This window comes from Bernardetia sp. Wsw4-3y2, from assembly GCF_037126295.1.
Lineage (GTDB): Bacteria > Bacteroidota > Bacteroidia > Cytophagales > Bernardetiaceae > Bernardetia.
In genome coordinates, this window is sequence record NZ_CP147018.1 from 568,216 (window position 1) to 590,718 (window position 22,503).

Below are 22,503 nucleotides of genomic sequence, written 5' to 3' on the forward strand. Positions count from 1 at the left end.
AAATAGATTTAAAATAATAGTTTGAAAATGAGCTTAAAAAGCATAACCAACTGCAAGTCCCCCCCAATGTTGATAATCTGTATTGAATTCAAGAATAGGTGTGTAGGCAATTCTGAACATTAAACCACCTTTATTTTTTTGATAGCGATAGCCCAATATAAAATGAGTGTGATTTCGTATATCTCGTTTGGGTTGAAAGTTTGACGAACTAGCTCTCACAAAAGAAGTGATTGTTTGTCCTGCTCCAACTTCTAGCTTATGATTTTTTCCATATAAAAAATGAATAGCCACAGGTACAATAATTTCAGGATTGAATGTATCTGTATAATCATTAAGATAATATGTACTTGCACCTAAGCGAAAAGCAAAAGCAATTTTTGAAGTTTGATTATTAGAAAAAGTACGAGGTAAAAAATAAATATATTCATAGTTAATAGAACCATATCCTCCAGCACCAGCACCCTCTATATAAATTGTGTTTTTTGAATTGTTTTTATAATCTGATTGAGAAAATACTTCAACAGAATTATTGAAAAAAAATAAGATAGAAAAACACACAAAACTAAACAGTTTAAAAAATGGACTTTTCATCGTTTGTTTTAGTTTAATATATTTATTTACTGATGTTACGCAGTTTAGTGTTCTGTGTGCCACAGAACACGGATTTAGTTTTTTTCAACCCTGCTCTGTGGCACACAGAGCAGCCTTTTGCGTAACATCAGTTATTTATACGTTTTCCCTAAATTATAGTTGTAGGTACAATGTTTTATTAACGTTTATTCTATTTGTATTAAATTATCTAAAAATAATGTCTTTTTTAAAACATTTTATTGATAATAACTTGCCTGTATGAAAAATTTGTTTGTAGTAAAGAAATTCAAGGAATTGTTTTGTGTTCTTGAAGTTATACGATTTATAGAAAATAATTTCATGTTTTACATTTAAAAAAGGAAATGAATATACTACCTCAGATAGGATGAATTCATAAGAAAATCCTGTCAAATTGTTAAACCTTTTAAAAAATTTGCTTAAACAAAACTATTGTGCTACTTTTGTGTTAGTAAGTAATACTATCAATATTGTTAATTAAACAATCATTAATAAAATTAATTGGTAGTTGTGAATAACCAATAAATAATCATTTTCTCGTTTAACAAATTTTTAAAATACTTCTCTTATGCTAGTATCCAACGGAAATTACACAGACACACAAGACACAACATTTGCACAGAAACCTACTCACAAGAAAACTTTAGTTACTGTTGCTAAAGGCGATGGAATAGGCGAAGAAATTATGAATGCAACGCTTTCAATTTTGGAAGCAGCTAAGGCGAGAATAGATTTTGAAGAAGTAGAAATAGGTGAAAAAGTATACAAAAATGGACATTCAGCAGGAATAACACCTGAAACTTGGAAATCTTTACGCAAAACGAAAGTATTTTTGAAAGCTCCAATTACTACTCCTCAAGGTGGTGGTTTCAAAAGTTTGAATGTTACGATACGCAAAACTTTGGGACTTTATTCAAATGTTCGTCCTTGTGTTTCGTATAATCCTTATGTACAGACAAAGCATCCCAAAATGGATACCGTTATTATAAGAGAAAATGAAGAAGATTTGTATGCAGGAATCGAACACCAACAGACTGACGAAGTAACACAATGTTTGAAACTGATTACAAGTGTAGGAACAGAAAAAATTATCCGTTATGCTTTCGAATATGCAAAAGTATATAATCGTAAGAAAGTTACTTGTTTTTCGAAGGATAATATCATGAAAATTACTGATGGACTTTTCCACAAAACATTTGATAGAATAGGCGCAGAATATCCAGAAATAGAAAAAGAACATTGGATTGTGGATATAGGGGCTGCCAAATTAGCAACAAAACCAGAACAGTTTGATGTAATTGTAATGCCAAACTTGTATGGTGATATTCTTTCTGATGTAGCTGCTGAGATTACAGGTTCGGTAGGTCTTGCAGGTTCGGCAAATATAGGTGATGATTTTGCTATGTTTGAAGCCATTCACGGTTCTGCGCCTGATATTGCAGGAAAAGGAATTGCAAATCCATCAGGTCTTTTATTAGGAGCTGTTCAAATGTTAGTTTATATCGGACAAGCTGATATTGCTGAAAAAGTACAAAATGCGTGGCTCAAAACAATTGAAGATGGCATTCATACAGGAGATATTTACAACCCAGAAACTAGTACGAAAAAAGTAGGCACAAAAGAATTTGGAGAAGCTGTCATCGAAAGATTGGGACAAAAACCTACTACTTTAAAGCCTGTTGAGTACGGAAGAGGAAAATCAATTAGTATTAATGTTGAGCCTACCAAAATAGCTAAAAAAGAACTTGTAGGAGTAGATATTTTCTTGCATTGGAACGACACAGCAGACCCAACAGGGAAAAAACGCAATGCAAATACATTGGGAGATTCACTTTCTAAAGCTGCATTAGAAAGCAACACACATCTAGAACTGCAAATGATTACAAATAGAGGAGTAAAAGTGTATCCAAATGGATTCCCTGAAACTTTCTGTACAGATCATTGGCGTTGTCGCTTCCAAACACAAAATGAAGAAGCTATTGATTACAAAGAAGTCTTGAAATTGATGAATAAATTAAATCAAGAAGGATTTGATATTATCAAAACAGAAAACCTTTGTACGTTTGATGGTGTTCGTTCTTATTCTTTAGGACAAGGACAATAATATAGGAGCAATTACGAATTTAATTCATTGATTACCAGCTAACTGAATGTTTGAAAATAGTAGTTTATTTAGTTCTTATTTATTTCATAAACATAAAAAAGGAATTTGATTGAGTTCAAATTCCTTTTTTTCTTTCTAAGATTGTGCAGTATTCTCATCTTGCAATTTAAACCACTTGAAGAGAATCCAAATGTATTTGCTTTCAAATACTTCTACATAAACCTCATTATCATTAGCAACAAAGAACCCATTAGCAGAATTTACATCAGATATAAAATAAAATTTATGTTTTATCCTGACCTTATACTCACACATTTTTTTGTCTTTATGCTCTGCTCTACTTCCAATAACTTTATGATTTAATTCATCTTCAAAATACGATTTTACACGTTGAGAATCTGACATTGAAAGTTTAGGTTGAAATGAGAAATAGATATTTTCTACAAACTCTCCTGCAAAATTACGCCTATTTTTAGCTACTTCTAAAGGTAAACTATCTTTTCCAATCAGAAAATAAGTTCCAATTTGAATAAGGAAAATAGATAAAATAACAAGCAATAACTTTTTCATTTCATTCGTATTTAATTCTAAAATCTAAATTCAGACTTCTAAATTAGTTTACTCTCCACTAGCAGCAGCCGACAAACGCTCTGCATTCTCAGCCAATTTCAATTCTTCGATAAAAGAACCAATATCTCCATCCATTACGTTAGGCAAATTAAAGACACTAAAGTTTATTCTATGGTCGGTTACACGTCCTTGTGAGTAGTTGTATGTACGAATTTTGTCTGAACGGTCACCACGTCCTACCATTGAGCGACGAGTTTCTGAAGTTTCAGCATTTTGCTTTTGTAGTTCCATATCATACAAACGAGCTTTCAATACTTTCAAAGCCTGTTCAAAGTTTTGAATTTGTGAACGTCCATCTTGACATTCTACTACTAATCCTGATGGAAGGTGAGTCAAACGAATAGCCGATTCTGTCTTATTTACGTGCTGTCCACCTGCTCCTGATGCTCTAAACGTATCTTTTTTGACATCGCCCATATCAAGATTGATTTCTACGGCATCTGTTTCTGGCAAAACAGCAACTGATGCAGCCGAAGTATGAACACGTCCTTGACTTTCTGTATCTGGAACACGCTGAACACGATGAACGCCTGATTCGTATTTAAGTTTTCCGTAGGCTTCATTTCCAGTAACAGAAACAATAATTTCTTTATAACCACCTGCTGTGGCTTCACTAAATGAGATAATATCCCAAGTCCATTTCTGAACCTCAGCAAAACGCTGATACATTCTATACAAATCTCCTGCAAAAATACCAGCTTCATCTCCTCCTGCGCCTGCACGAATTTCAAGAATGGCATTTTTGTCATCATCTGGGTCTTTAGGAATAAGTAGGGTCTTGATTTCGTTTTCTATTTTTTCCTGTTTTGGCTCTAGCTCTTCAAGCTCCTGTTTTGCCATTTCTCTAAAATCCTCATCTTTTTCTTCTCTCAAAACAGATTTTGCGCCTTCGATATTGCTTAGTATTTTCTCATATTCTTCATATTTCAAATCAATTTTTTCTAAGTCTTTGTATTCTTTACTTAGTTTTGCATAATTGTCCATGTCGTTCATCAAGTCAGGATTCATCATTTCCTCACGAACATCATGAAAACGTTTTCTAATTTCTTCTAATTTATCTACCATATTGATTTAATTCTTGAATGTAAGGGCGTATATTTTTTAAGTAAATGTAAAATCACTTTTTGAAAATTGAGTACAAATATACAATAATAATTTGAGTATTTTTTTGTGAAATCAGGAAACATTATTACGACTTACAGATAAAAATGCAATGTATATTTATAACAATTTATTCTTACTTAAAATAATCAATCATTTCTTGAGCCATTATAACAGTAAGTCCTTCTGGATGCCCTAAACGATTATCTCTTATCAAATTTGATAAAATATTGATAACTTCCTTTTCTAATGAAGCATTATGTTCAACTAGTTCTTCATTAATATAAAGTCTTCTAGGTATATTTAGATTTGGTGGTGGAGTATATTCTTCTTTTTCAAGCATCTCAAGACCTTCATCTGTGGGAAACATATTTACTTTTATTTCTTGTCCTTCTCTGTCAAATAAAGTCAACATTAAACTACAAGGTTGGGGAGGAACCCAAAAGTGGATTTTTTCAATATCATTATAAGAAGGTAGGTTCATGTTTTTATTTGAAAATATGTAGTTAAAATTTTATATATTTGGTTTTGCAATTTAAGTAAAAACGATAACTAATTAATTTTAATTATATGAAAACAATAATCCTATCTCTATTTTTTACTAGTATTATTTTTAGTTTCAGTTCTTTTTTTATTAAAAAAAATAAACTAGATGAAACTATATCTAAGCCTTGTGCCATTTTTGTCATGCCAACGATTGAAATGATAGAAGAGTTACAAAAAACAGATGCTGATAATTATGATGTTATCTTAAATGAAAACATGTCTTATTTAGATTTAACAAGAGAATATTTAACTTCTCAAGAAATTTCTATAGTAGATACAGAAGCACAAGGAAATTTGAAATTTCAGAGTTCTAAAAATGAAGTTTTTGAGTTGGATTTATCTCAAAATGCTTGGCAAGTTATTTTATTTAATGGAACTGATGAGCCTATCAAAATAAATCCCACAGATTACGAAACAGAGATTAAAAAATACATGAAGTAATAAAAAAATTTTACCTTTGCAGAATATACAAATATAGTGCACACTTTAGTATGCAATTATTTTGTTCCGTACCTTTTAAGGTGCGTAAAAAAAGATATAAAATTAAAGCCTTAAAAATAGATTTATGTTAAGAACGCATACTTGTGGAGAACTTCGCCTTTCAGACGTAGAAAAAGAACAGGAAATAATCCTTTGTGGTTGGGTACGTCGTATTCGTGATAAAGGAAAATTACTTTGGATTGACCTTCGTGATAGATACGGAATTACTCAGCTTTTTTTAGAAGAAGACAGCACAGACCCCAAACTTCTAGAACTTGTTAGAGAAAAAATGGGTAGAGAATGTGTCATCAAGGCAACAGGAAAGCTAATTGAGCGCACTTCTAAAAACTTAGATATTCCGACAGGAGAAGTAGAATTGAAAGTTACAAGCCTTGAGATTCTGAATGAATCTAAAACGCCTCCTTTTTTAGTAGAAGATGATACAGACGGAGGAGATGAGCTGCGTATGAAATATCGTTATTTGGATTTACGTCGTCCAAAACTTCAAAATAATATGATGCTTCGCCACAAAATGGCACAAGCAATGCGTAGATATTTGGATGCAAAAGATTTTATGGAAATCGAAACGCCATTTTTGATAAAATCTACTCCTGAAGGCGCACGAGATTTTGTAGTTCCTAGTCGTATGCACCCAGGGGAATTTTATGCCTTGCCACAAAGTCCACAGACATTTAAGCAGATTTTGATGGTTTCGGGTTATGATAAGTATTTCCAAATTGTTCGTTGTTTTAGAGATGAAGATTTGAGAGCAGACCGTCAGCCAGAGTTTACTCAAATTGACTGCGAAATGTCGTTTGTTTCCCAAGAAGATATTTTGAATAATTTTGAAGGACTTTTGAAATATCTTTTCAAAGAACTCAAAGGAATCAATATCGAAAATGATTTTCCTAGAATGACCTACGATGAAGCGATGAAAACGTATGGTAATGATAAGCCAGATATTCGTTTCGAAATGAAGTTTAAGGAAATGAATGCCGTTACAAAAGGAAAAGATTTTAAAGTTTTTGATGATGCTGAATTAGTCGTAGGAATAAATGCCACAGGTTGTGCTGATTATTCAAGAAAACAATTAGATGCTCTTACTAATTTTGTCAAAAAGCCACAAATTGGTGCAACAGGACTTATTTATTTGAAAGTTAATGCTGATGGAACATTAAAATCTTCAGTAGATAAATTTTTCAATGAAGAGGATTTGAAGAAATGGGCAAACCTTTTTGATGCAAAAGCAGGAGATTTAATTTTAGTTTTGGCAGGAAATGCAGACAAAACTAGAAAAGCTATGAGCGAATTGCGTTTAGAAATGGGCAATCAATTAGGACTCCGTAAAGCTGACGATTACAAACCTCTTTGGGTTCTTGATTTTCCTTTATTAGAATGGGGAGAAGAAGAAAACCGTTGGTTTGCAATGCACCACCCTTTTACTTCGCCAAAGAAAGAAGATTTAGAAAAACTAAACACAAATCCTGCTGCTGTTCGTGCAGATGCTTATGATTTGGTCTTGAATGGTGTTGAGATTGGTGGTGGTTCGATTCGTATTTATGATAGAGCTTTACAGGAAAAAATGTTGGCATTTTTAGGTTTTTCTGATGAAGAAGCAAAGGCTCAATTTGGTTTCTTAATGGACGCTTTCGAATATGGTGCGCCTCCTCACGGTGGAATTGCACTTGGTTTTGACCGTCTGTGTGCACTTTTTGGTGGTGAGCAGAGTATTAGAGATTTTATCGCTTTCCCTAAAAATAACGCAGGAAAAGATTTGATGATTGATGCACCAGCTAAAATTGATGAAAAACAACTTAATGAACTAGAAATTAAAGTTGATTTGAAAGAAAAAAATTAATAAAATCCTCGTTGACGGTTCAGACCTCAACGACGGTTGCATTTAAAAGACTGTTTGATAATTTTTATTATTGAACAGTTTTTTTGTATTTTTATAGAAATTAAAACATAAAATACTATGGAAGAAGCAGCAATAAAATTAGAATTGTTTAGAATTATAGATAGCTATGAAGATGAATTACTTCAAGAAATGTACAATCTCATAAAAGAATTTCAAGAAAAAAAAGAAGCTGAATTAAATGAAGTTCTTGAACACGGCTATAAAGCTATGTCAGAAGATTTAGAAAGGGAAGAAGAAGCTGACGAATGGATTGAAGGTACTTTTGAAACTGAATAATTCTAATACAAAACTCAAATTATGAAAAAAAGAGGCGAAATTTGGTGGGTAAACTTTGACCCTTCTGTTGGTCAAGAAATTAAGAAAAAAAGACCTGCTGTAATTGTAAGTAATAATATTTCGAATAGATTTTTGAAAAGGTATCAAGTTGTTCCTTTGAGTTCGAATGTAACAAAAATATATCCTGCAGAAGTGAAGGTTAAGTTTGAAAATAAAGAATCAAAGGCTCTTGCAGACCAAATAACGACAGCTAGTGAAAAAAGATTTGTCAATAAAATAGGAGTATTAGATACTGAAGAGATGAAGAAAATTGAAAAGATACTCAAATCACAATTAGGTCTTAAATGATAAACAACTTAACGAACTAGAAATTAAAGTTAGTTTGAAAGCAAAAAATTAATAAACTTCGTTTGATGATAAAGTTTCAACGACAGCTACTACTAAGAAATTTATTTATAAAAGTCTAATAAAAAACGAGAGTTTTAAACACAATTTTCTTATTTTAGAGTTATCAATATTAATAAATCAATTTTATTCAATTTTTTAATCTTAAATTTTTTAATTATGCGTTGGAAAGGAAGACAAGGAAGTGGTAATGTAGAAGACCGTCGTGGAAGTGGTGGTTCTAGTTTTGGTGGAATGGGTGGTGGAGTAGGTAAAGCTGGGCTAGGCATTGGTGGTGTTATCATTGTTATTATTGTGATGCTTTTGGGGGGAGACCCTTCAGCTATTTTGGGAGGAGCTTCTGGTGGAGGTGCTGTACAAACTGAAAATAGAGTAAGTACAAGTGATGAAAATGGACAACCAACTGATGATATGGGACAGTTTGCATCTGTTGTTCTGAAAGATACAGAAGATGTTTGGAATAAAATTTTTCAAGAAGAACTCAATGCTGATTATCCAGAACCTAAATTAGTTCTTTTTAGTGGAGTAACAAATACTGCTTGTGGAACAGGTCAATCGGCAACAGGTCCTTTTTATTGTCCAGCCGACCAAGATATTTATATTGACCTTACCTTTTTCGAAGAATTACAAAATCGTTTTGGTGCAGGAGGAGATTTTGCAGCAGCCTATGTAATTGCTCACGAAGTAGGACATCATATCCAAAAACAACTTGGTGCTAGTGATTATGTAAATGATCATAGAGGAAGAGTTTCCAAAACTAAACAAAATGAACTTTCTGTCAGGTTAGAACTACAAGCCGATTTTTATGCAGGAGTTTGGGCGCATTATGCTGACAAATGGAAAGGTGTTTTGGAAGCAGGTGATATAGAAGAAGCTATGAATGCTGCCAATGCCATTGGAGACGACCGTTTGCAGAAACAATCACAAGGTTATACTGTTCCAGAATCTTTCACTCATGGAACGTCTGCACAGCGTAAAAAATGGTTTATGAAAGGCTATCAAACAGGAGATATTCGTCAAGGTGATACTTTTAAAACAAATGATTTGTAGGCTATCTTTAGTATGATTTGGATCTACTTCTAAATCAAACTTCTAAAATCTAAATTTATTCGTAAATTTGCACTTTAATTTTTTTAGAAATAATTGAATTTAGAATTACGAAGCATTAGTATTTATTCATAATTCACAATTCATAATTCACACTTTGTATATATGAGTTTATTAGTAGTCGGTTCGGTTGCCTTTGATGCCATCGAAACTCCTTTTGGTAGTACAGACAAAATTATTGGTGGTGCAGCCACGTTTATTAGCCTTTGCGCTTCTTATTTTACTAAACCTATTAATTTGGTAGCTGTAGTAGGTGGCGATTTTCCAAAAGACAAAATCAAAATGTTAGAGTCGCATGGCGTAAATACCGAAGGACTACAAATTAAAGAAGATGAGAAATCATTTTTTTGGAAAGGAAAGTATAACAACGACATGAATTCTAGAGATACACTTATCACAGAATTGAATGTTTTAGAAAACTTTGATCCAATCATCCCAGAATCGTATCAAGATTGTGAGTATTTAATGTTGGGTAATCTTGCGCCACAAGTTCAGCGTACAGTTATCGAAAGATTGAAAAAACGTCCTAAACTTATTGTTATGGATACAATGAATTTTTGGATGGATGTAGCTTTAGAAGAATTGAAAAAAACATTAAAACTTGTTGATGTTCTTTCGATTAACGACGAAGAAGCAAGACAATTATCAGGAGAATATTCGCTTGTAAAGGCTGCTCGTAAGATTCATGCAATGGGACCTAAATATGTAATAATTAAAAAAGGAGAACATGGTGCACTTCTTTTTGAGTTAACTAAAGAGGATGATAAAATTTATTATGCTCCAGCTCTGCCTTTAGAAGAAGTATTTGACCCAACTGGTGCAGGAGATACTTTTGCAGCAGGTTTTATTGGTTATATGGCACAACAAGGAACAATTGATTTCCAAACAATGTCAAAAGCAGTAATTAAAGGTTCGGCAATGGCTTCTTTTTGTGTAGAAAAATTTGGAACAGAGCGTTTGGAAAATCTTTCTTCAAAAGAAATTGCACAACGTGAACGTAAATTTGCTGATTTGATAGGAACTGTGTTTGTATAGTCATTTGCTTGTCTGCAAATAAAAGATTAGTTTGGTAAATCAAATTTTCCTTTTTATTGGAAAGTTTGATTTATCATTATTAAAAAAAAGTAATTAAGCTAAAACTAAAAGTATAAAATTAGTGAACAAAATTATAAAATATCGCTTTTTGCTCTTCTCAATTTCATTAGTTTTTCTAATGAGTTTGTTTGGCTGTACAACTACAAAACCTACTTCCTCTTCAACATCTGTTTATAATGAAGATTTAGGGGCATTTAGAATAGCTTTAGCAACTTATAAAGCACCTACAAAGGAAATTACAAAAGTAGAAAATACCGAAACTACAAATACATCAAATCAAACCAATGGCACACCACCTACTTCTGATGCAATGGCAGTAGATGCAATGCTTTCTCGTTTGGTTGAAAAAAATTCTGATCTCAAATCTTTACCTGGTTATCGTATTCAACTTTATACAGGTTCGGATAGCGATAAAGCAAACGCAGTAAAAAATAAAGCAAGTTATACACTTTCTAGACATGGTCTTAGAGCAGAATCTGTTTATGAACAACCTTTATTTAAAATAAAGGCAGGATATTTCATTAGTCAGTTAGAAGCACAAAGACAACTTGTAGCTATAAAAGATGATTTTCCAGAAGCTATTTTAGTTCCTGACAAAATTAGTTTATCCGTCTTAAGAGCAAGATATCAAGGCTCAAAAGAGGAAGAATAACCAAAAATTGTATTAACAAAGTACAAATTTTACTTTTTTTGAAAAAAAAAGACCTAAAAGTTGCTATAAAATTGTAGTTTTTCTTAATTTTAAGGGAAAAACGATATAGTAGATGTTTAAAATACATCTTTGACTAATAAAATCCCTTAAATTTTTCAGCGTTACTTTTCAAGCTACACTAAAAAGCAGTACCCCTAAAACGTACATTCAAGAAACTATTATGGCAAAACTCACAAATATAATAAAGCAATTATCTGAAAAAGATTACCAAGCAATACATGATTCATTAGTTGTCAGTAATGCTGATAAATCTGCTTTTTTACTTAAAGCCTTACGAGAAAGAAGTCTTGCAGATGGAAAAGTAATGGAAGAGCTAGATGTAAATACGAATGCGTATTATACACTGCGTTCTCGTCTGAACCAAAAAATAGAAGAGTATTTACTTCAGCAAATGGAAAGTCCTCGTACTGATTTGCTCAAAAAAGTAGCTAATATTAATGAAGTTCTATTTACAAAAAAGAAAACGATTTCTATTGCTACTATCAAAAAATTGGAAAAGGAATTACTAGACTATGATCTTTCCAACGAACTTACTCTTGTTTACAAGGCTCTCAAAAAACTTCACGTTCATACTCAAGAACATTACGAATATTCTCAACTCTATAACAAACATGTAGCTTACATGTTAGCTATTGATAGAGCAGAGGATATTTTGTCAGACTATTTCAAAAAATTTGGAGTATATTCCATGACAGGTGATGAAGTAGAACGTTTAGGACTTACTTTACTTAAAAACGAGATTGAAAATGTAGCTCGTCTTTATGAATCACATCGTCTATTTGTTTATCAAAGTTGTATTAATATTTTTCATAGGTTATTTGTTGAAGGTGATGAAGGCATTACTGATGATGAAGAACCAATTGAAGATATTTTGATAAAAGTAAATAAGATATTTGCTACTTACGAAAAAGATACAATTTATTATCACTTCCGTTTATTATTCGAATTTTTGCGTTTGGAATACTACAATTACTATAAAGTATATCGTAAAGCAGAAAAATATTATGAAGATGTAAACGAAGCAATAGGTGATTTATTGACAAATTATAGCTGGTATACGTATCCTTCACAGTTTTTACATACAAAAATTGAACGCTGTATTCGTGCAGGCGAACAGGCATATATGCATGCAGAAAATGAAATGTTGTTTACTGATTATGAAGCAGATGAAGATGACATGCCAAAATATATTGAATATATTACCTATCGTGCTATCTCTTGTCATTATGCTGATAAGTATGAAGAGGCTTCTCGTTGGTTAAATAATCTTTTAAATAACGTAAATTTAAAAAAATACCCATATGCTCAATTAGAAATAAAGTCTATCTTGGCTTTAGAGTATGCAATCATGAAAGAGTATGACTTATTTAATCAACTTATAAGTAGTATTCAGCGTCAAATTAGATTAATGGGAAAAGAACATTGCGAACATGTTATTAGCTTTGTAAAAATTCTGAAAACGGCTGTTAATGATACAAAACGCAATAAACAACATAAAATTCGTGCGATTTTCAATAAAATGAAAGACCACGACAGAACACATTTTTCTCCTACAAAATATATTTTGTTTGATGAAAAACTGATGGCTCTGATTTGCTAAATCAACAATGTTGCATAATCAATAAAAAAATATGTTTTTTTTCTATTTGACCAAATAGCCTTTTGTTTTATCAAATTAGTTGTTATATTTCACACATTATTTTCCCTATATAAAACTAATTTTTATTCGTATGGCTGGCTCTTATCAAGTAAATCATGTAGAAGATTCAAAAGGCAATTACATCAAAGTAGAAATGAAAGGCTTTTTGGTATTAGAAAAATATCAACCTTGTTGGTTAGAAGTATTAGATTTGATAGAAAAATATCAAACCAATAAACTTTTAGTAGATATGAGTCAGAGCAAAGTAATTGCAGAAGAGAACAGAGATTGGCTCAAAGAAAATTATTTTCCGAAGGCTTATGAAGTTTCAAACACTAAGTTTTTTAAAGTAGCTCGTATTGTAGCAGAAGATATTTATAATCAAATGTCTTTGAAGCAATTAGATACAATGAGAAATGAAGGCGATTATTCTGAAGAATCTAAAAATTTCAAAACAGAAGATGAAGCTCTCAACTGGTTACTTGCCTAAACTTTACATATCATCAAGTAAACAAACCTACTTTTAAACCTTATAAAATTTCCTTATACTTTAATAAGATAATTTTATAAGGTTTTTTAATTACAGAATATCGAATAAAATTCATTTTGATTTGAATTAGAATAATTTTTATGAATACAGCTCTTTTTATTGCTCGTCGCTATTTTTTTGCCAAGAAAAAACGAAATTTTATTAATCTTTTGACTTTTATGTCTATGATTGGTGTGGCTATCGGAACAGCAGCACTTATTATTGTACTTTCAGTCTTCAATGGATTAGAAGATTTAACACGAAAACTACATACAGCCTATAATGCTGAACTAAAAATTTCTGCTAAAGAAGGAAAATCATTTGTTTTGAGTGATTCTCTAATGCAGACCATTAAAAGCATAGAAGGAGTTAAAACTGTTACAGAAGTAATTGAAGATAATGCGCTCATTCAATATAAAGGCACACGAATGGCTGTCCATTTGAAAGGTGTAAGTGATAATTTTTCAGAACAGTATCAACTCAAAGACCAAATTATTGATGGAAAATTTAAAATAAAAGAAGGAAATTTAGATTTTGCTCTTTTAGGATATGGAGTCTATACCATGCTTTCTGTCGCTATGAATGATGAAATTACACCCTTGCAAGTGTGGTATCCCAAAAAAGGAGTGAAAAATATCTCGCCAACCAATCCATTAAATGCCTTTAATCAAGAGGCAATTATGACAGGTGGAGTTCTTTTTATCGAACAGCAATTTGACCAAAATCATGTTATTGTTCCTCTTTCTTTCGCCCAAAAATTGACAGATTATAATAAAAGGCGAACTTCTTTAGAAATCAAAGTGAAAGAGGGTTTTTCAATCAATAAAGTTCAAAGAGAATTAAAACGAGAATTAGAAGATAAGTCTGGACTTTTAGTAAAAGATGCCAAAATAGAAACTGATGGAAAGTTTAAAGGAAAATTTTTGGTAGAAAATGCCGAACAACAGCAGGCAAGTATCTTGAGAGCTTTTAAGATTGAACGTTTTTTTGCCTACATTGCTTTTTCGTTTGTACTTGCGCTTGCAAGTTTTAATATTTTCTTTTCTTTGGCGATGCTTGCTGTAGAAAAACGTTATGATATTTCACTTCTCTTTTCTATTGGAGCTTCAAAATCAATGATACGAAGGCTTTTTTATTTTGAAGGCTCTATCATTGCTTTTATTGGAGCAGTAGTCGGAATTTTTTTAAGCATTTCAATGGTTTTGGCACAACAGCAATGGGGTTTTGTTCCTCTAGGAAGTGGAAATTCGATTGTGGAATCTTATCCTGTTGAGTTAGAGTATTTAGATGTTATTTGGGTGTGTGTTACAGTGATTGTAGTTACTATTTTAGCTTCTTTTGTTCCTGCTCGTAATGCTTCACACACTTCTATTACAGCAAATTTATTGAAGTAATATTTTGTATAAGCAATTGTTATGAAAAACGTAATTATTTTAGATTTAGATGGTGTTTTGATTACAACTCCTACTTGGAAAGCCGATGAAATGGATTTTGATGGTTATTCTGTATTCAATAAAAAATGTGTGGAAAATTTTAATAAACTAACCGAAGACTTAGAATGTGAATTATGGCTTTCCTCAACAAGAAGAATGAATAAAACGCTACAAGAATTTAGAGAAATATTCATTAATCGTAATATAAAGACAGAAATAAAAGGATTTTTGCCAAATGGAGATTATCAAATTTCAAGACGGAAAGAAATAGAAGCCTTTCTATCACATGAGCCAATAAATAACTTTCTAATTTTAGATGATGACTCTAGTTTGCATAATTTGGATGAAAAATATAAAAAATATTGGGTTCAAACAAGTCTACTTGTAGGCTTCAATTCAGAAAAACTAAAACAAGCACAAGAAATTATTGAGACTTTGTGGAAGGATTAAATCTATCTACAATCCTCTATGATTTTATCATCAAAAATAATTTTTCCATTCTCGTTTAAAAATCCTGTTTGTATAACTTGCTGACAAAAAAGACTATCTGTTAGATTTGTATTTTCTGTATTTAATTCAAATTCTCTGTATCTTTTGCCTTTAATTATTTCCAAAAGTGTTATTTCAAGACCTCTTTTAGTTTTTGATAAATTTACTGTGCTTGTTTGATAACTTAAATCTACTTCTTCAAAAATATTAAAGTTTTCATGGAAAAGAATTGGTTTGTCATCTATCAAATTTCCTTTTTTATTGAAAGTAACAAATGTAGGGTACAAAATATCTCCAGCTTTGTAAGCTAAAAACGTAAAATAATTTGTTGTGTCAGGTAAAATGCCTAAAATAGGTATTAAATCAGTTCTAGAATTTGGATTAATTAATTGTGATAAACCAATCAATTTTGCAGATTTTTCTTCTTCATAAACATTTAGAAATAAGGGCAATTCTAAAATTTGAGTTTTAGAAATTACTTCTCTGAGCTTTCGTTCTTTATCAAAATCATCGACTTCATTTTTTTGATAGAATTGAAAACTTAGAAGAATAAAACCTACGAAAAATAGTAAATAGCAATTTCGTTTTTTCATAAAGTAGAATGATTAAATAATCTGATTCATTTCCTCAAAAACCAAGTCTACATCTTCTTTTTTTGTTCTCCAATTTACAAAAGAAGCTCTAATTCCTTTTCTGCCTTCATAAAAAGTAGGAGTCATAAATACTTTTCCTGTATCATTTAGCTTTTTTAAAAATAGTGTAACTTCTTCTTGATTATCTTCATTATTATTTTGCTTCAATGAAAAACAAATATTATTCAAATGAATTGGTGCTAATAATTCAAAATCATTGCTTTTAGTAATTTTCTGACCAAAATAGTTTGCTAAATCAATACAATTCTCTACAATATCTCTGTACCCTTCTTTTCCATACGCCATAAGTGTAAACCAAGCAGGAAGAGCTTTCAAACGCCTAGAGTTTTCAGGCAATACATTGAGATAACTAAAATTCTCAAATGGATTTCCTAAATAAGGGGCATTCGAATTTTGGAATGTTTCAGTTTGTAAAATGCTATATTCTTTTTTGACTAAAAAAATAGCACTTTCATAAGGAACATTTAGCCATTTATGACAATCTATAGTGATGCTATCTGCATTTTCCCAACCTTTTACCAAATGTTTTGTCTTCTCTGAACAAGCTGCAAATCCCCCAAAGGCAGCATCAATATGCCACCAAAAATTATATTTAGTTTTTAGTTTGGTTATTGCTTCAAAATCATCAAAATCAACTGTATTTACTGTTCCTCCACTTGAAAGCAAAATAAAAGGTTTTCCATGTAGAGATTCAATGACTTTTTCTAAATCTGAAATTGAAATAGCTTCTCTGTTTCCTTCTAGTGTTTTGATAGAAATAATTTTTGTGCTTCCCATTCCTAACAAAGAAATGGCTTTTATGGCAGATGAATGTGGAGTGGCTGACAAAACTGCAATTTCTTCTCTAACTCCTTCTTTAGCTATATCTTTTGAGACATTGTTTCCTTGACTATCTCTATTATTTTTGCCTATCCATTGCCTTGCTACTGCCAAACACGTAAAATTAGACATGGTTGCACCTGTCACAAAACCACCTAGAAACTCTTTAGGAAGTTCAAATAAATCTAATAATAAATTGATAGTTTCGAATTCAATGTTTGCAGAAATATCTCCATTTCCTTCTGTAGATTTTGTGTTTTGATCGTAGATACTTGCCAACCAATCGCCTACAAGAGAGGCAGGTGTAGAACCTCCTGTTACATATCCCCAAAACCTTGAACCCGAAGAAGCGACCATAGTAGATTCAAATCGTTGATTAAATATTTCTAGGGCTTGCATTGTTCCTAAACCTTGCTGATTAAGATGTAGTTGTTCTGTTGAGTCAAACTTACTAGAAGTTGCTCTCTCATTGATGTTTTTTAGATAATCTGTTCCTTGAGAAGCTACTTTTTGTAGAATTGATTCAATATTTTCTGAATCTGACTGTAATATATTGTTCATGATTTGAATTTGATAAATTAATAGTGTTTTCCTGTTCTTGTATTTCTTTTTTAGAATTTTCATTTAGATAAATTCCACCTACAACAATCATAATACAAGTCAAAATAGTAGTTGTGATATTTCTTGTAAAGTGTCCAAATAAATGACTGTATGAATATTTTCCTAAAAAAAATAACCAACGAATTGCAGCTCCTATTGAATTGAAGAAAATTCTAAAAATTAATTTTATTAGGATTTTAAATATGCCCTCTATCAAACCTACAATTATATCTCCTACCATGTTTTTGTTATTTGGGAATGGAAATATTTTTTCTAACGAGAAAAATAGAATGTAGTTTTGAATAAAAGGCAAAAACTCCTGTTTTGCATAAAATAAAACAGGAATTTCTATTATTAAACAACTGTTTCAAGCGTCGACGCTTGAAACAGTTGTTTAATAAATTACGATTTTTTACCCACCAAATCTAACATAAAAGCATATTCTAAAGCTGTTTCTTTGAGAGCTTCGAAACGCCCAGATGCTCCACCGTGTCCAGCATCCATATTAGTTTTGAAATAAAGTTTGTTTTTATCTGTTTTGAATTCACGAAGTTTTGCGACCCATTTTGCAGGTTCCCAATACTGAACTTGCGAATCGTGCAAACCTGTTGTAACCAACATATTTGGATAATCTTGTGCAACTACATTATCATACGGTGAATAGCTCATCATATAATCGTAATATTCCTTATCTTTAGGATTTCCCCATTCGTCAAACTCGTTTGTTGTGAGTGGAATAGACTCGTCTAGCATTGTCGTAACTACATCAACAAAAGGAACGGCAGCAATAATTCCTTTATACAAATCTGGTCGCATATTGGCAACTGCTCCTACCAAAAGTCCCCCAGCACTACCACCAGCAGCAAAAGTAGTTTGAGGATTTCCAAAACCTTCTTTTTGTAAAAACTCTGTACAAGCGATAAAATCTTCAAAGGTATTTTTCTTTTTTAGAAGTTTTCCGTCTTCATACCATTGTCTTCCCATTTCTTGTCCACCACGAATATGCACAATCGCATACACAAAACCACGTTCTAAAAGGCTCAATCTTGAAACACTAAAATAAGCGTCCATCGAAGCACCATACGAACCATAACCATAAACAACTAATGGATTTTTTCCATCTTTATTTGTTCCTTTTTTATAGACTAATGAAATAGGAATTTTTGTTCCATCTTTTGCAGTTGCATAAACACGTTCTGAAACGAAGTCAGTAGTTTTATAACCTCCAACTACTTCTTGTTGTTTTTTGAGTGTTTTTTCTTTGGTTTCCATATCGTAATCATAGACAGAATTTGGAGTAGTCATGGAAGTATAACCAAAACGAAGTGTTTTTGTATCAAACTCAAAGTTTTGAGAAGTATAAGCCATGTATGCAGGGTCTTCAAATTCCATATAATGTTCAGTATTATCTTTTTGATTTCTGACACGAAGTTGTAAAAGTCCTTCATTGCGCTCACTCAAAACCATAAAATCATTGAAAACTTCAATATCTTCTAACAAAACATCTTGGCGATGAGCAATTACTTCTTCCCACTTGCTCTTATCGTTTTGCTGACCTACTTTTACTTTCATCAAACGAAAATTTTGAGCTTCCCAGTTTGTAACTACGTAAAAATGGTCGTCTTGATGCTCTACACTATATTCGTGCTTTGCTTCTCGTTTCAAAAATACAGTTGGTTTTGCTGTTGGCTTATCAGCATCAATTAAATGAACTTCTGTATTTAGGGTGCTGCTCAGATAAATCATTACATATTTTTTGGATTTTGATTTTCCAATATATGTATAGTACGATTCGTCTTTTTCTTCATAAATTAGTTTGTCAGTTTCAGGATTTGTTCCCAATGTATGGCTCCAAACTTGATGCGAACGCAATGTTTCAGGATCTTTTTTTACATAAAAAAGAGTTTTGCTATCATTTGCCCAAACTATTGAAGGTTCTACATTTCGAATAGTTTCTGCTAATATCTCTCCTGTTGCTAGGTTTTTGAAACGAACAGTATATTGTCTTCTTCCTGTTGTGTCTTCTGCAAAAGCCATCATATTCTCGCCTGTACTGACACTAATTTTGCCTGAATAAAAATCATTTCCTTCAGCACGTTCGTTTCCATTCAATAAAATTTCTTCTTTTCCATCTAAAGTTTCTTTCTTACGTCCATAAATTGGATACTCCTTTCCTTCTTCATAACGAGTGTAATACCAATAATTTTGATATTTATAAGGAACAGAAGCATCATCTTCTTTTATTCTTCCTCTAATTTCTTTATAAATTTTTGTTTGTAACTCGTCTGTATGTGCTAATGATTTTGTTACATAGTCATTTTCGGCATTTAGATAAGTCAACATTTCAGGTTTTGTACGGCTATCATCACGAAGCCAGTAATAATTGTCGATGCGTGTAAATCCGTGTTCTTCTAATTTTTGAGGAACTTTTTGAGCCATTGGAGGCGTAAGTGTGTCTGTAATTGTCATAGTTTCAGTTGAATTATCTTTTTTAGAATTTTCTCCACAACTAAAAAGAAGTGAAGAACCTATAACTGCCGTAGTAAAGCAGAGTTTTGAAAAGTTTGTTTGCATTGTGTTTTTGAGTAGTTAAAGTTGAACAGGTATTTTTTACTTTGGGAAAGCAAGATATGACAAATTAGTGTTTTTTTGGGTAGTGTTATGTTTTGAGCGATAATTTAAATGTTTTTTTGACAATTTTTGCACCTTATTGATTTTATTCGAATTTTGATGCTCGTTGGTGGAGATACCATAGCCGTAAGGTTAAAAATTTATTTGTCTTTCTGTTCCCTTAGGAACTACATATTGGTAGATTTCAAGATTTTTAGTGCAAAATGCGACCAATATACAACTCCTACGAAGTACATGAATTTTAATTTTTCTATTTTTATCTACCAATATGAAACTCCTAACTGAGTAGAAGAAAAAAATATTAATAGCCTTACAGCTATGGTGTCTCAATTAGCTACGCTTTTGTCGCACTACAAAAATGCTCAGAAATTATGAATTCAATTTTTTCTCTACTTTCATATGAGGAATACCAACTTCGGTGAATTCTTTTCCTTGTTTTTGATAGTTCATACTTTCATAAAATCCCATTGCTGTTTGTCTTACATTTGCTTCAATGAGGTGATAGTCTTTTGATTGAGCAAAATTTTCTGCAAATTCAATCAGTTCTTTTCCAATTCCTCTTCCTTGCCAATCTTCTGCAACTACTACCTGTCGCATTTTGAGTTTTGTAGAAGATAAAGGAACAAACATAGCAGCACCAATTATTTTTTTGGTTTCGTCATAGACTGCAATATGATAACTATTGTTTTCTAACTCTAACTCCTCTGAGGAGAAACGCATTCCTAAAGGTTGACGCAAAACTAACTCTCTCAAATGAACAGTATCCCAATAATCTTTTGAATTGTGTTCGATAACTCTAAATTCTAACATAAAAAATAAGGCAAAAGTGAAAAAATAAAACTAAAAATAAGATATAAGCAAGTTGAAGTTATCTAAAAAGTAAAACTTCTATTTAATAGAATCAATATTTGTCAAACAAGATAGACTTTTTCTAGCATTATTTTATAATTGATTGAACAGAAAAATAATTACAAAACTAATTTTTCTCAAAATAGTTAGCATGTTTTTAGAGTAATTTAGTAGTTTTGGTATTTAATTTACTAGAAATTCAATCTGAATATAAATTTTATTCAAAATCATTCAAATCAATAGAAATTATGCAAGAGGAAATCAATATGTATCTTGATGATGCAAAAGAACAAATGGACAAAGCTGTTAAACATACTATTTCAGAGTTTAGTAAAATTCGTGCAGGCAAGCCAACAGCTTCTATGTTTGATGGTGTTATGGTAGATTATTATGGAGCTCAAACACCACTTGCTCAGGTAGCAAATATTTCTATTCCTGATGTAAAAACAGTAATGATTAAGCCTTGGGAAAAAAGCATGGTAGCCGAAATTACTCGTGCTATTCGTGATAGTAATTTAGGTTTTAATCCAATGGGAGAAGCTGATTTGGTTCGTATCAATGTACCAGCTCTTTCAGGAGAACGCCGTCAGGAACTTGTAAAGCGTGCCAAAAACGAAGCAGAAGAAGGTAAAATAGGAATTCGTAATGTTCGTAAGAATACAAATAATGCACTACGTGCTATCGATGGTGCGCCAGAAGACATGATAAAAGGAGCAGAAAACAGAGTCCAAACACTTACTGATGATTATACTAAAAAAATTGATGAACTTTTAGAAGCTAAAGAAAAAGATATTACAACAGTTTAAGATCAATTACGAATTAAAAATTACGAATGTAAATTATTGACTATTAATAAATTAGTAATTCAAAAATAGTAGTTTATTTAATTTGTGTTCTTTGGTAAAGAGTTAGATTTTAGAAATTATTTTTCTGAAATTATAAAACTTAAAAAGCCTTTTCTAAATTTGTTTGGAAAAGGCTTTTTGATAATAAACAAAAATGCAAACATCAGAAGCAGTAAGCGAATATATTTTCAAACAAGAAAAGTATCAAAACGAACTTTTTTATTTGCGTAAGCTCATTTTTAGAGAATTTCCAACTATAAAGGAATCTATAAAATGGAGAATGCCTTTCTATGATTATCAAAAAAAGCCATTGCTTTATCTTCGCCCTACAAAAGAAAATCTAATCATTGGTTTTATGGATGGAATACATTTGGAAGATAAAGAAAATTTCTTTGCTCAGCAATCTCTTTCTCTCAAGCGTATTCGTCACGTTTATTTTCCCAAAACAATGTATGAAAATATAGAAAGTTTAACTGATGCAGAAATAGAAATTCAAGACCAAAAAAATAAAGATTTTGAAAATGATTTTTGTAAAATGCTTCATAAAGCAGCTCTTTTTATAGATAATAAGAAGAGTTAGACTTTTGATTATTTTTTTCTATTTCTTTCTAAAGTAACCTTTGACCATTTACAAACACCTCCAATTGGTGCATTATATTTGTGAACAACTACTTTTGCGCTATCTACTTTCGGAATTTCCTCTAATATTCCATTTAGGATATTTCCTGCTAAGTGTTCTAAAAGTTTTGCTGGTGTATTTACTTCTCGTTCTACAATTCTGTATAGATGTCCATAATCTACTGTATCTTTTACATTATCACTTTTTGAGGCTTTTTCTAAGTCTGCTTCTACTTCGACATCAATTCGATAGCGATTTCCAATAATTTGTTCTTCTTTAAGCACGCCATGTTTGGCAAAAAACTCTAATTCTTCTAAGGCTATTTTTCCCATTTTGATTGAATCTATTATTTGTAAAATGATTTTGAATAAAAAAAGTGTAGCTACAAAGAACTACACTTTATTGTTTTCTAAC

At 31.5% G+C, this 22,503-nt stretch carries 24 protein-coding genes; 14 read left to right on the forward strand and 10 right to left on the reverse strand.

Annotated elements, in window-relative coordinates:
- Positions 1–33: 33 nt before the first annotated feature.
- Positions 34–591: a hypothetical protein gene (locus tag V9L05_RS23800; protein ID WP_338815594.1), complete on the reverse strand. Its 558-nt coding sequence runs from the start codon at positions 589–591 to the stop codon at positions 34–36.
- Positions 592–1,177: 586 nt separating this feature from the next.
- On the opposite strand from V9L05_RS23800, the gene V9L05_RS23805 reads away from it, so the two are divergent.
- Positions 1,178–2,713 carry an NADP-dependent isocitrate dehydrogenase gene (locus tag V9L05_RS23805; protein WP_338815595.1) on the forward strand — a complete coding sequence of 512 codons (1,536 nt, stop codon included), beginning with the start codon at positions 1,178–1,180 and terminating at the stop codon, positions 2,711–2,713.
- 135 nt (positions 2,714–2,848) lie between these two features.
- Here V9L05_RS23805 and V9L05_RS23810 read toward each other — a convergent pair whose 3' ends face one another.
- From V9L05_RS23810 to V9L05_RS23820, 3 genes are all read right to left on the reverse strand, one after another.
- Complete coding sequence (locus V9L05_RS23810; protein WP_338815596.1) at positions 2,849–3,283, reverse strand: hypothetical protein; 435 nt, start codon at positions 3,281–3,283, stop codon at positions 2,849–2,851.
- 48 nt (positions 3,284–3,331) lie between these two features.
- Positions 3,332–4,408, reverse strand: a complete 1,077-nt coding sequence (gene prfA, locus V9L05_RS23815) for a peptide chain release factor 1 (protein WP_338790665.1) — start codon at positions 4,406–4,408, stop codon at positions 3,332–3,334.
- A 172-nt stretch (positions 4,409–4,580) separates the two neighbouring features.
- A complete protein-coding gene (locus tag V9L05_RS23820) occupies positions 4,581–4,928 on the reverse strand; it encodes a hypothetical protein (protein ID WP_338815597.1) in 348 nt (115 codons plus the stop codon).
- A gap of 86 nt (positions 4,929–5,014) precedes the next feature.
- Between V9L05_RS23820 and V9L05_RS23825 the strand changes: the two genes are divergently transcribed.
- The 11 genes from V9L05_RS23825 (at position 5,015) to V9L05_RS23875 (ending at position 15,034) form a co-directional block, all read left to right on the forward strand.
- Entirely contained in the window at positions 5,015–5,431 is a 417-nt protein-coding gene (locus V9L05_RS23825; RefSeq protein ID WP_338790667.1) for a hypothetical protein, read from the forward strand.
- Between the two features lie 124 nt (positions 5,432–5,555).
- Positions 5,556–7,328 carry an aspartate--tRNA ligase gene (gene aspS, locus V9L05_RS23830; RefSeq protein ID WP_338815598.1) on the forward strand — a complete coding sequence of 591 codons (1,773 nt, stop codon included), beginning with the start codon at positions 5,556–5,558 and terminating at the stop codon, positions 7,326–7,328.
- Positions 7,329–7,445: 117 nt separating this feature from the next.
- Positions 7,446–7,664 carry a hypothetical protein gene (locus V9L05_RS23835; protein WP_338815599.1) on the forward strand — a complete coding sequence of 73 codons (219 nt, stop codon included), beginning with the start codon at positions 7,446–7,448 and terminating at the stop codon, positions 7,662–7,664.
- Between the two features lie 21 nt (positions 7,665–7,685).
- Complete coding sequence (locus V9L05_RS23840; protein WP_338815600.1) at positions 7,686–8,012, forward strand: type II toxin-antitoxin system PemK/MazF family toxin; 327 nt, start codon at positions 7,686–7,688, stop codon at positions 8,010–8,012.
- A gap of 216 nt (positions 8,013–8,228) precedes the next feature.
- Entirely contained in the window at positions 8,229–9,119 is an 891-nt protein-coding gene (locus V9L05_RS23845) for a neutral zinc metallopeptidase (RefSeq protein ID WP_338815601.1), read from the forward strand.
- A 162-nt stretch (positions 9,120–9,281) separates the two neighbouring features.
- Complete coding sequence (locus V9L05_RS23850; RefSeq protein ID WP_338790671.1) at positions 9,282–10,211, forward strand: PfkB family carbohydrate kinase; 930 nt, start codon at positions 9,282–9,284, stop codon at positions 10,209–10,211.
- Positions 10,212–10,332: 121 nt separating this feature from the next.
- Positions 10,333–10,923 (forward strand): hypothetical protein, encoded by a 591-nt coding sequence (locus V9L05_RS23855; RefSeq protein ID WP_338815602.1) that lies wholly within the window; start codon positions 10,333–10,335, stop codon positions 10,921–10,923.
- A 220-nt stretch (positions 10,924–11,143) separates the two neighbouring features.
- Positions 11,144–12,583, forward strand: a complete 1,440-nt coding sequence (locus tag V9L05_RS23860) for a hypothetical protein (protein ID WP_338790673.1) — start codon at positions 11,144–11,146, stop codon at positions 12,581–12,583.
- A gap of 130 nt (positions 12,584–12,713) precedes the next feature.
- On the forward strand, positions 12,714–13,112 hold the full coding sequence (locus V9L05_RS23865) for a hypothetical protein (protein WP_338790674.1): 399 nt from the start codon (positions 12,714–12,716) through the stop codon (positions 13,110–13,112).
- Positions 13,113–13,252: 140 nt separating this feature from the next.
- Positions 13,253–14,545, forward strand: a complete 1,293-nt coding sequence (locus V9L05_RS23870) for an FtsX-like permease family protein (protein ID WP_338790675.1) — start codon at positions 13,253–13,255, stop codon at positions 14,543–14,545.
- Positions 14,546–14,566: 21 nt separating this feature from the next.
- Positions 14,567–15,034 carry an HAD domain-containing protein gene (locus tag V9L05_RS23875; protein ID WP_338815603.1) on the forward strand — a complete coding sequence of 156 codons (468 nt, stop codon included), beginning with the start codon at positions 14,567–14,569 and terminating at the stop codon, positions 15,032–15,034.
- Positions 15,035–15,036: 2 nt separating this feature from the next.
- Here V9L05_RS23875 and V9L05_RS23880 read toward each other — a convergent pair whose 3' ends face one another.
- The 5 genes from V9L05_RS23880 to V9L05_RS23900 all read right to left on the reverse strand — a co-directional run bounded on the left by V9L05_RS23880 (position 15,037) and on the right by V9L05_RS23900 (position 20,586).
- Positions 15,037–15,666 (reverse strand): hypothetical protein, encoded by a 630-nt coding sequence (locus tag V9L05_RS23880; protein ID WP_338815604.1) that lies wholly within the window; start codon positions 15,664–15,666, stop codon positions 15,037–15,039.
- 12 nt (positions 15,667–15,678) lie between these two features.
- Positions 15,679–17,106 (reverse strand): pyridoxal-dependent decarboxylase, encoded by a 1,428-nt coding sequence (locus V9L05_RS23885; RefSeq protein ID WP_338815606.1) that lies wholly within the window; start codon positions 17,104–17,106, stop codon positions 15,679–15,681.
- A complete protein-coding gene (locus V9L05_RS23890) occupies positions 17,069–17,458 on the reverse strand; it encodes a hypothetical protein (RefSeq protein WP_338815607.1) in 390 nt (129 codons plus the stop codon). Before V9L05_RS23890 ends, V9L05_RS23885 begins: the two co-directional genes overlap by 38 nt.
- A gap of 89 nt (positions 17,459–17,547) precedes the next feature.
- Positions 17,548–19,719, reverse strand: a complete 2,172-nt coding sequence (locus V9L05_RS23895; RefSeq protein ID WP_338815608.1) for a S9 family peptidase — start codon at positions 19,717–19,719, stop codon at positions 17,548–17,550.
- Between the two features lie 426 nt (positions 19,720–20,145).
- Positions 20,146–20,586 carry a GNAT family N-acetyltransferase gene (locus V9L05_RS23900; protein ID WP_338815609.1) on the reverse strand — a complete coding sequence of 147 codons (441 nt, stop codon included), beginning with the start codon at positions 20,584–20,586 and terminating at the stop codon, positions 20,146–20,148.
- 287 nt (positions 20,587–20,873) lie between these two features.
- Between V9L05_RS23900 and frr the strand changes: the two genes are divergently transcribed.
- Both frr and V9L05_RS23910 read left to right on the forward strand, forming a co-directional pair.
- Positions 20,874–21,431 (forward strand): ribosome recycling factor, encoded by a 558-nt coding sequence (gene frr / locus V9L05_RS23905; RefSeq protein ID WP_338790684.1) that lies wholly within the window; start codon positions 20,874–20,876, stop codon positions 21,429–21,431.
- Positions 21,432–21,624: 193 nt separating this feature from the next.
- Positions 21,625–22,050 carry a DUF1801 domain-containing protein gene (locus tag V9L05_RS23910; protein WP_338815610.1) on the forward strand — a complete coding sequence of 142 codons (426 nt, stop codon included), beginning with the start codon at positions 21,625–21,627 and terminating at the stop codon, positions 22,048–22,050.
- Positions 22,051–22,058: 8 nt separating this feature from the next.
- Here V9L05_RS23910 and folB read toward each other — a convergent pair whose 3' ends face one another.
- Complete coding sequence (gene folB / locus V9L05_RS23915; protein WP_338815611.1) at positions 22,059–22,421, reverse strand: dihydroneopterin aldolase; 363 nt, start codon at positions 22,419–22,421, stop codon at positions 22,059–22,061.
- Positions 22,422–22,503 lie beyond the last annotated feature (82 nt).

Coding starts and splice junctions, on each gene's coding strand:
- V9L05_RS23800 (WP_338815594.1), bottom strand. CDS start 591: ATGAAAAGTCCATTTTTTAAACTGTTTAGTTTTGTGTGTTTTTCTATC.
- V9L05_RS23805 (WP_338815595.1), top strand. CDS start 1,178: ATGCTAGTATCCAACGGAAATTACACAGACACACAAGACACAACATTT.
- V9L05_RS23810 (WP_338815596.1), bottom strand. CDS start 3,283: ATGAAAAAGTTATTGCTTGTTATTTTATCTATTTTCCTTATTCAAATT.
- prfA (WP_338790665.1), bottom strand. CDS start 4,408: ATGGTAGATAAATTAGAAGAAATTAGAAAACGTTTTCATGATGTTCGT.
- V9L05_RS23820 (WP_338815597.1), bottom strand. CDS start 4,928: ATGAACCTACCTTCTTATAATGATATTGAAAAAATCCACTTTTGGGTT.
- V9L05_RS23825 (WP_338790667.1), top strand. CDS start 5,015: ATGAAAACAATAATCCTATCTCTATTTTTTACTAGTATTATTTTTAGT.
- aspS (WP_338815598.1), top strand. CDS start 5,556: ATGTTAAGAACGCATACTTGTGGAGAACTTCGCCTTTCAGACGTAGAA.
- V9L05_RS23835 (WP_338815599.1), top strand. CDS start 7,446: ATGGAAGAAGCAGCAATAAAATTAGAATTGTTTAGAATTATAGATAGC.
- V9L05_RS23840 (WP_338815600.1), top strand. CDS start 7,686: ATGAAAAAAAGAGGCGAAATTTGGTGGGTAAACTTTGACCCTTCTGTT.
- V9L05_RS23845 (WP_338815601.1), top strand. CDS start 8,229: ATGCGTTGGAAAGGAAGACAAGGAAGTGGTAATGTAGAAGACCGTCGT.
- V9L05_RS23850 (WP_338790671.1), top strand. CDS start 9,282: ATGAGTTTATTAGTAGTCGGTTCGGTTGCCTTTGATGCCATCGAAACT.
- V9L05_RS23860 (WP_338790673.1), top strand. CDS start 11,144: ATGGCAAAACTCACAAATATAATAAAGCAATTATCTGAAAAAGATTAC.
- V9L05_RS23865 (WP_338790674.1), top strand. CDS start 12,714: ATGGCTGGCTCTTATCAAGTAAATCATGTAGAAGATTCAAAAGGCAAT.
- V9L05_RS23870 (WP_338790675.1), top strand. CDS start 13,253: ATGAATACAGCTCTTTTTATTGCTCGTCGCTATTTTTTTGCCAAGAAA.
- V9L05_RS23875 (WP_338815603.1), top strand. CDS start 14,567: ATGAAAAACGTAATTATTTTAGATTTAGATGGTGTTTTGATTACAACT.
- V9L05_RS23880 (WP_338815604.1), bottom strand. CDS start 15,666: ATGAAAAAACGAAATTGCTATTTACTATTTTTCGTAGGTTTTATTCTT.
- V9L05_RS23885 (WP_338815606.1), bottom strand. CDS start 17,106: ATGAACAATATATTACAGTCAGATTCAGAAAATATTGAATCAATTCTA.
- V9L05_RS23895 (WP_338815608.1), bottom strand. CDS start 19,719: ATGCAAACAAACTTTTCAAAACTCTGCTTTACTACGGCAGTTATAGGT.
- V9L05_RS23900 (WP_338815609.1), bottom strand. CDS start 20,586: ATGTTAGAATTTAGAGTTATCGAACACAATTCAAAAGATTATTGGGAT.
- frr (WP_338790684.1), top strand. CDS start 20,874: ATGCAAGAGGAAATCAATATGTATCTTGATGATGCAAAAGAACAAATG.
- V9L05_RS23910 (WP_338815610.1), top strand. CDS start 21,625: ATGCAAACATCAGAAGCAGTAAGCGAATATATTTTCAAACAAGAAAAG.
- folB (WP_338815611.1), bottom strand. CDS start 22,421: ATGGGAAAAATAGCCTTAGAAGAATTAGAGTTTTTTGCCAAACATGGC.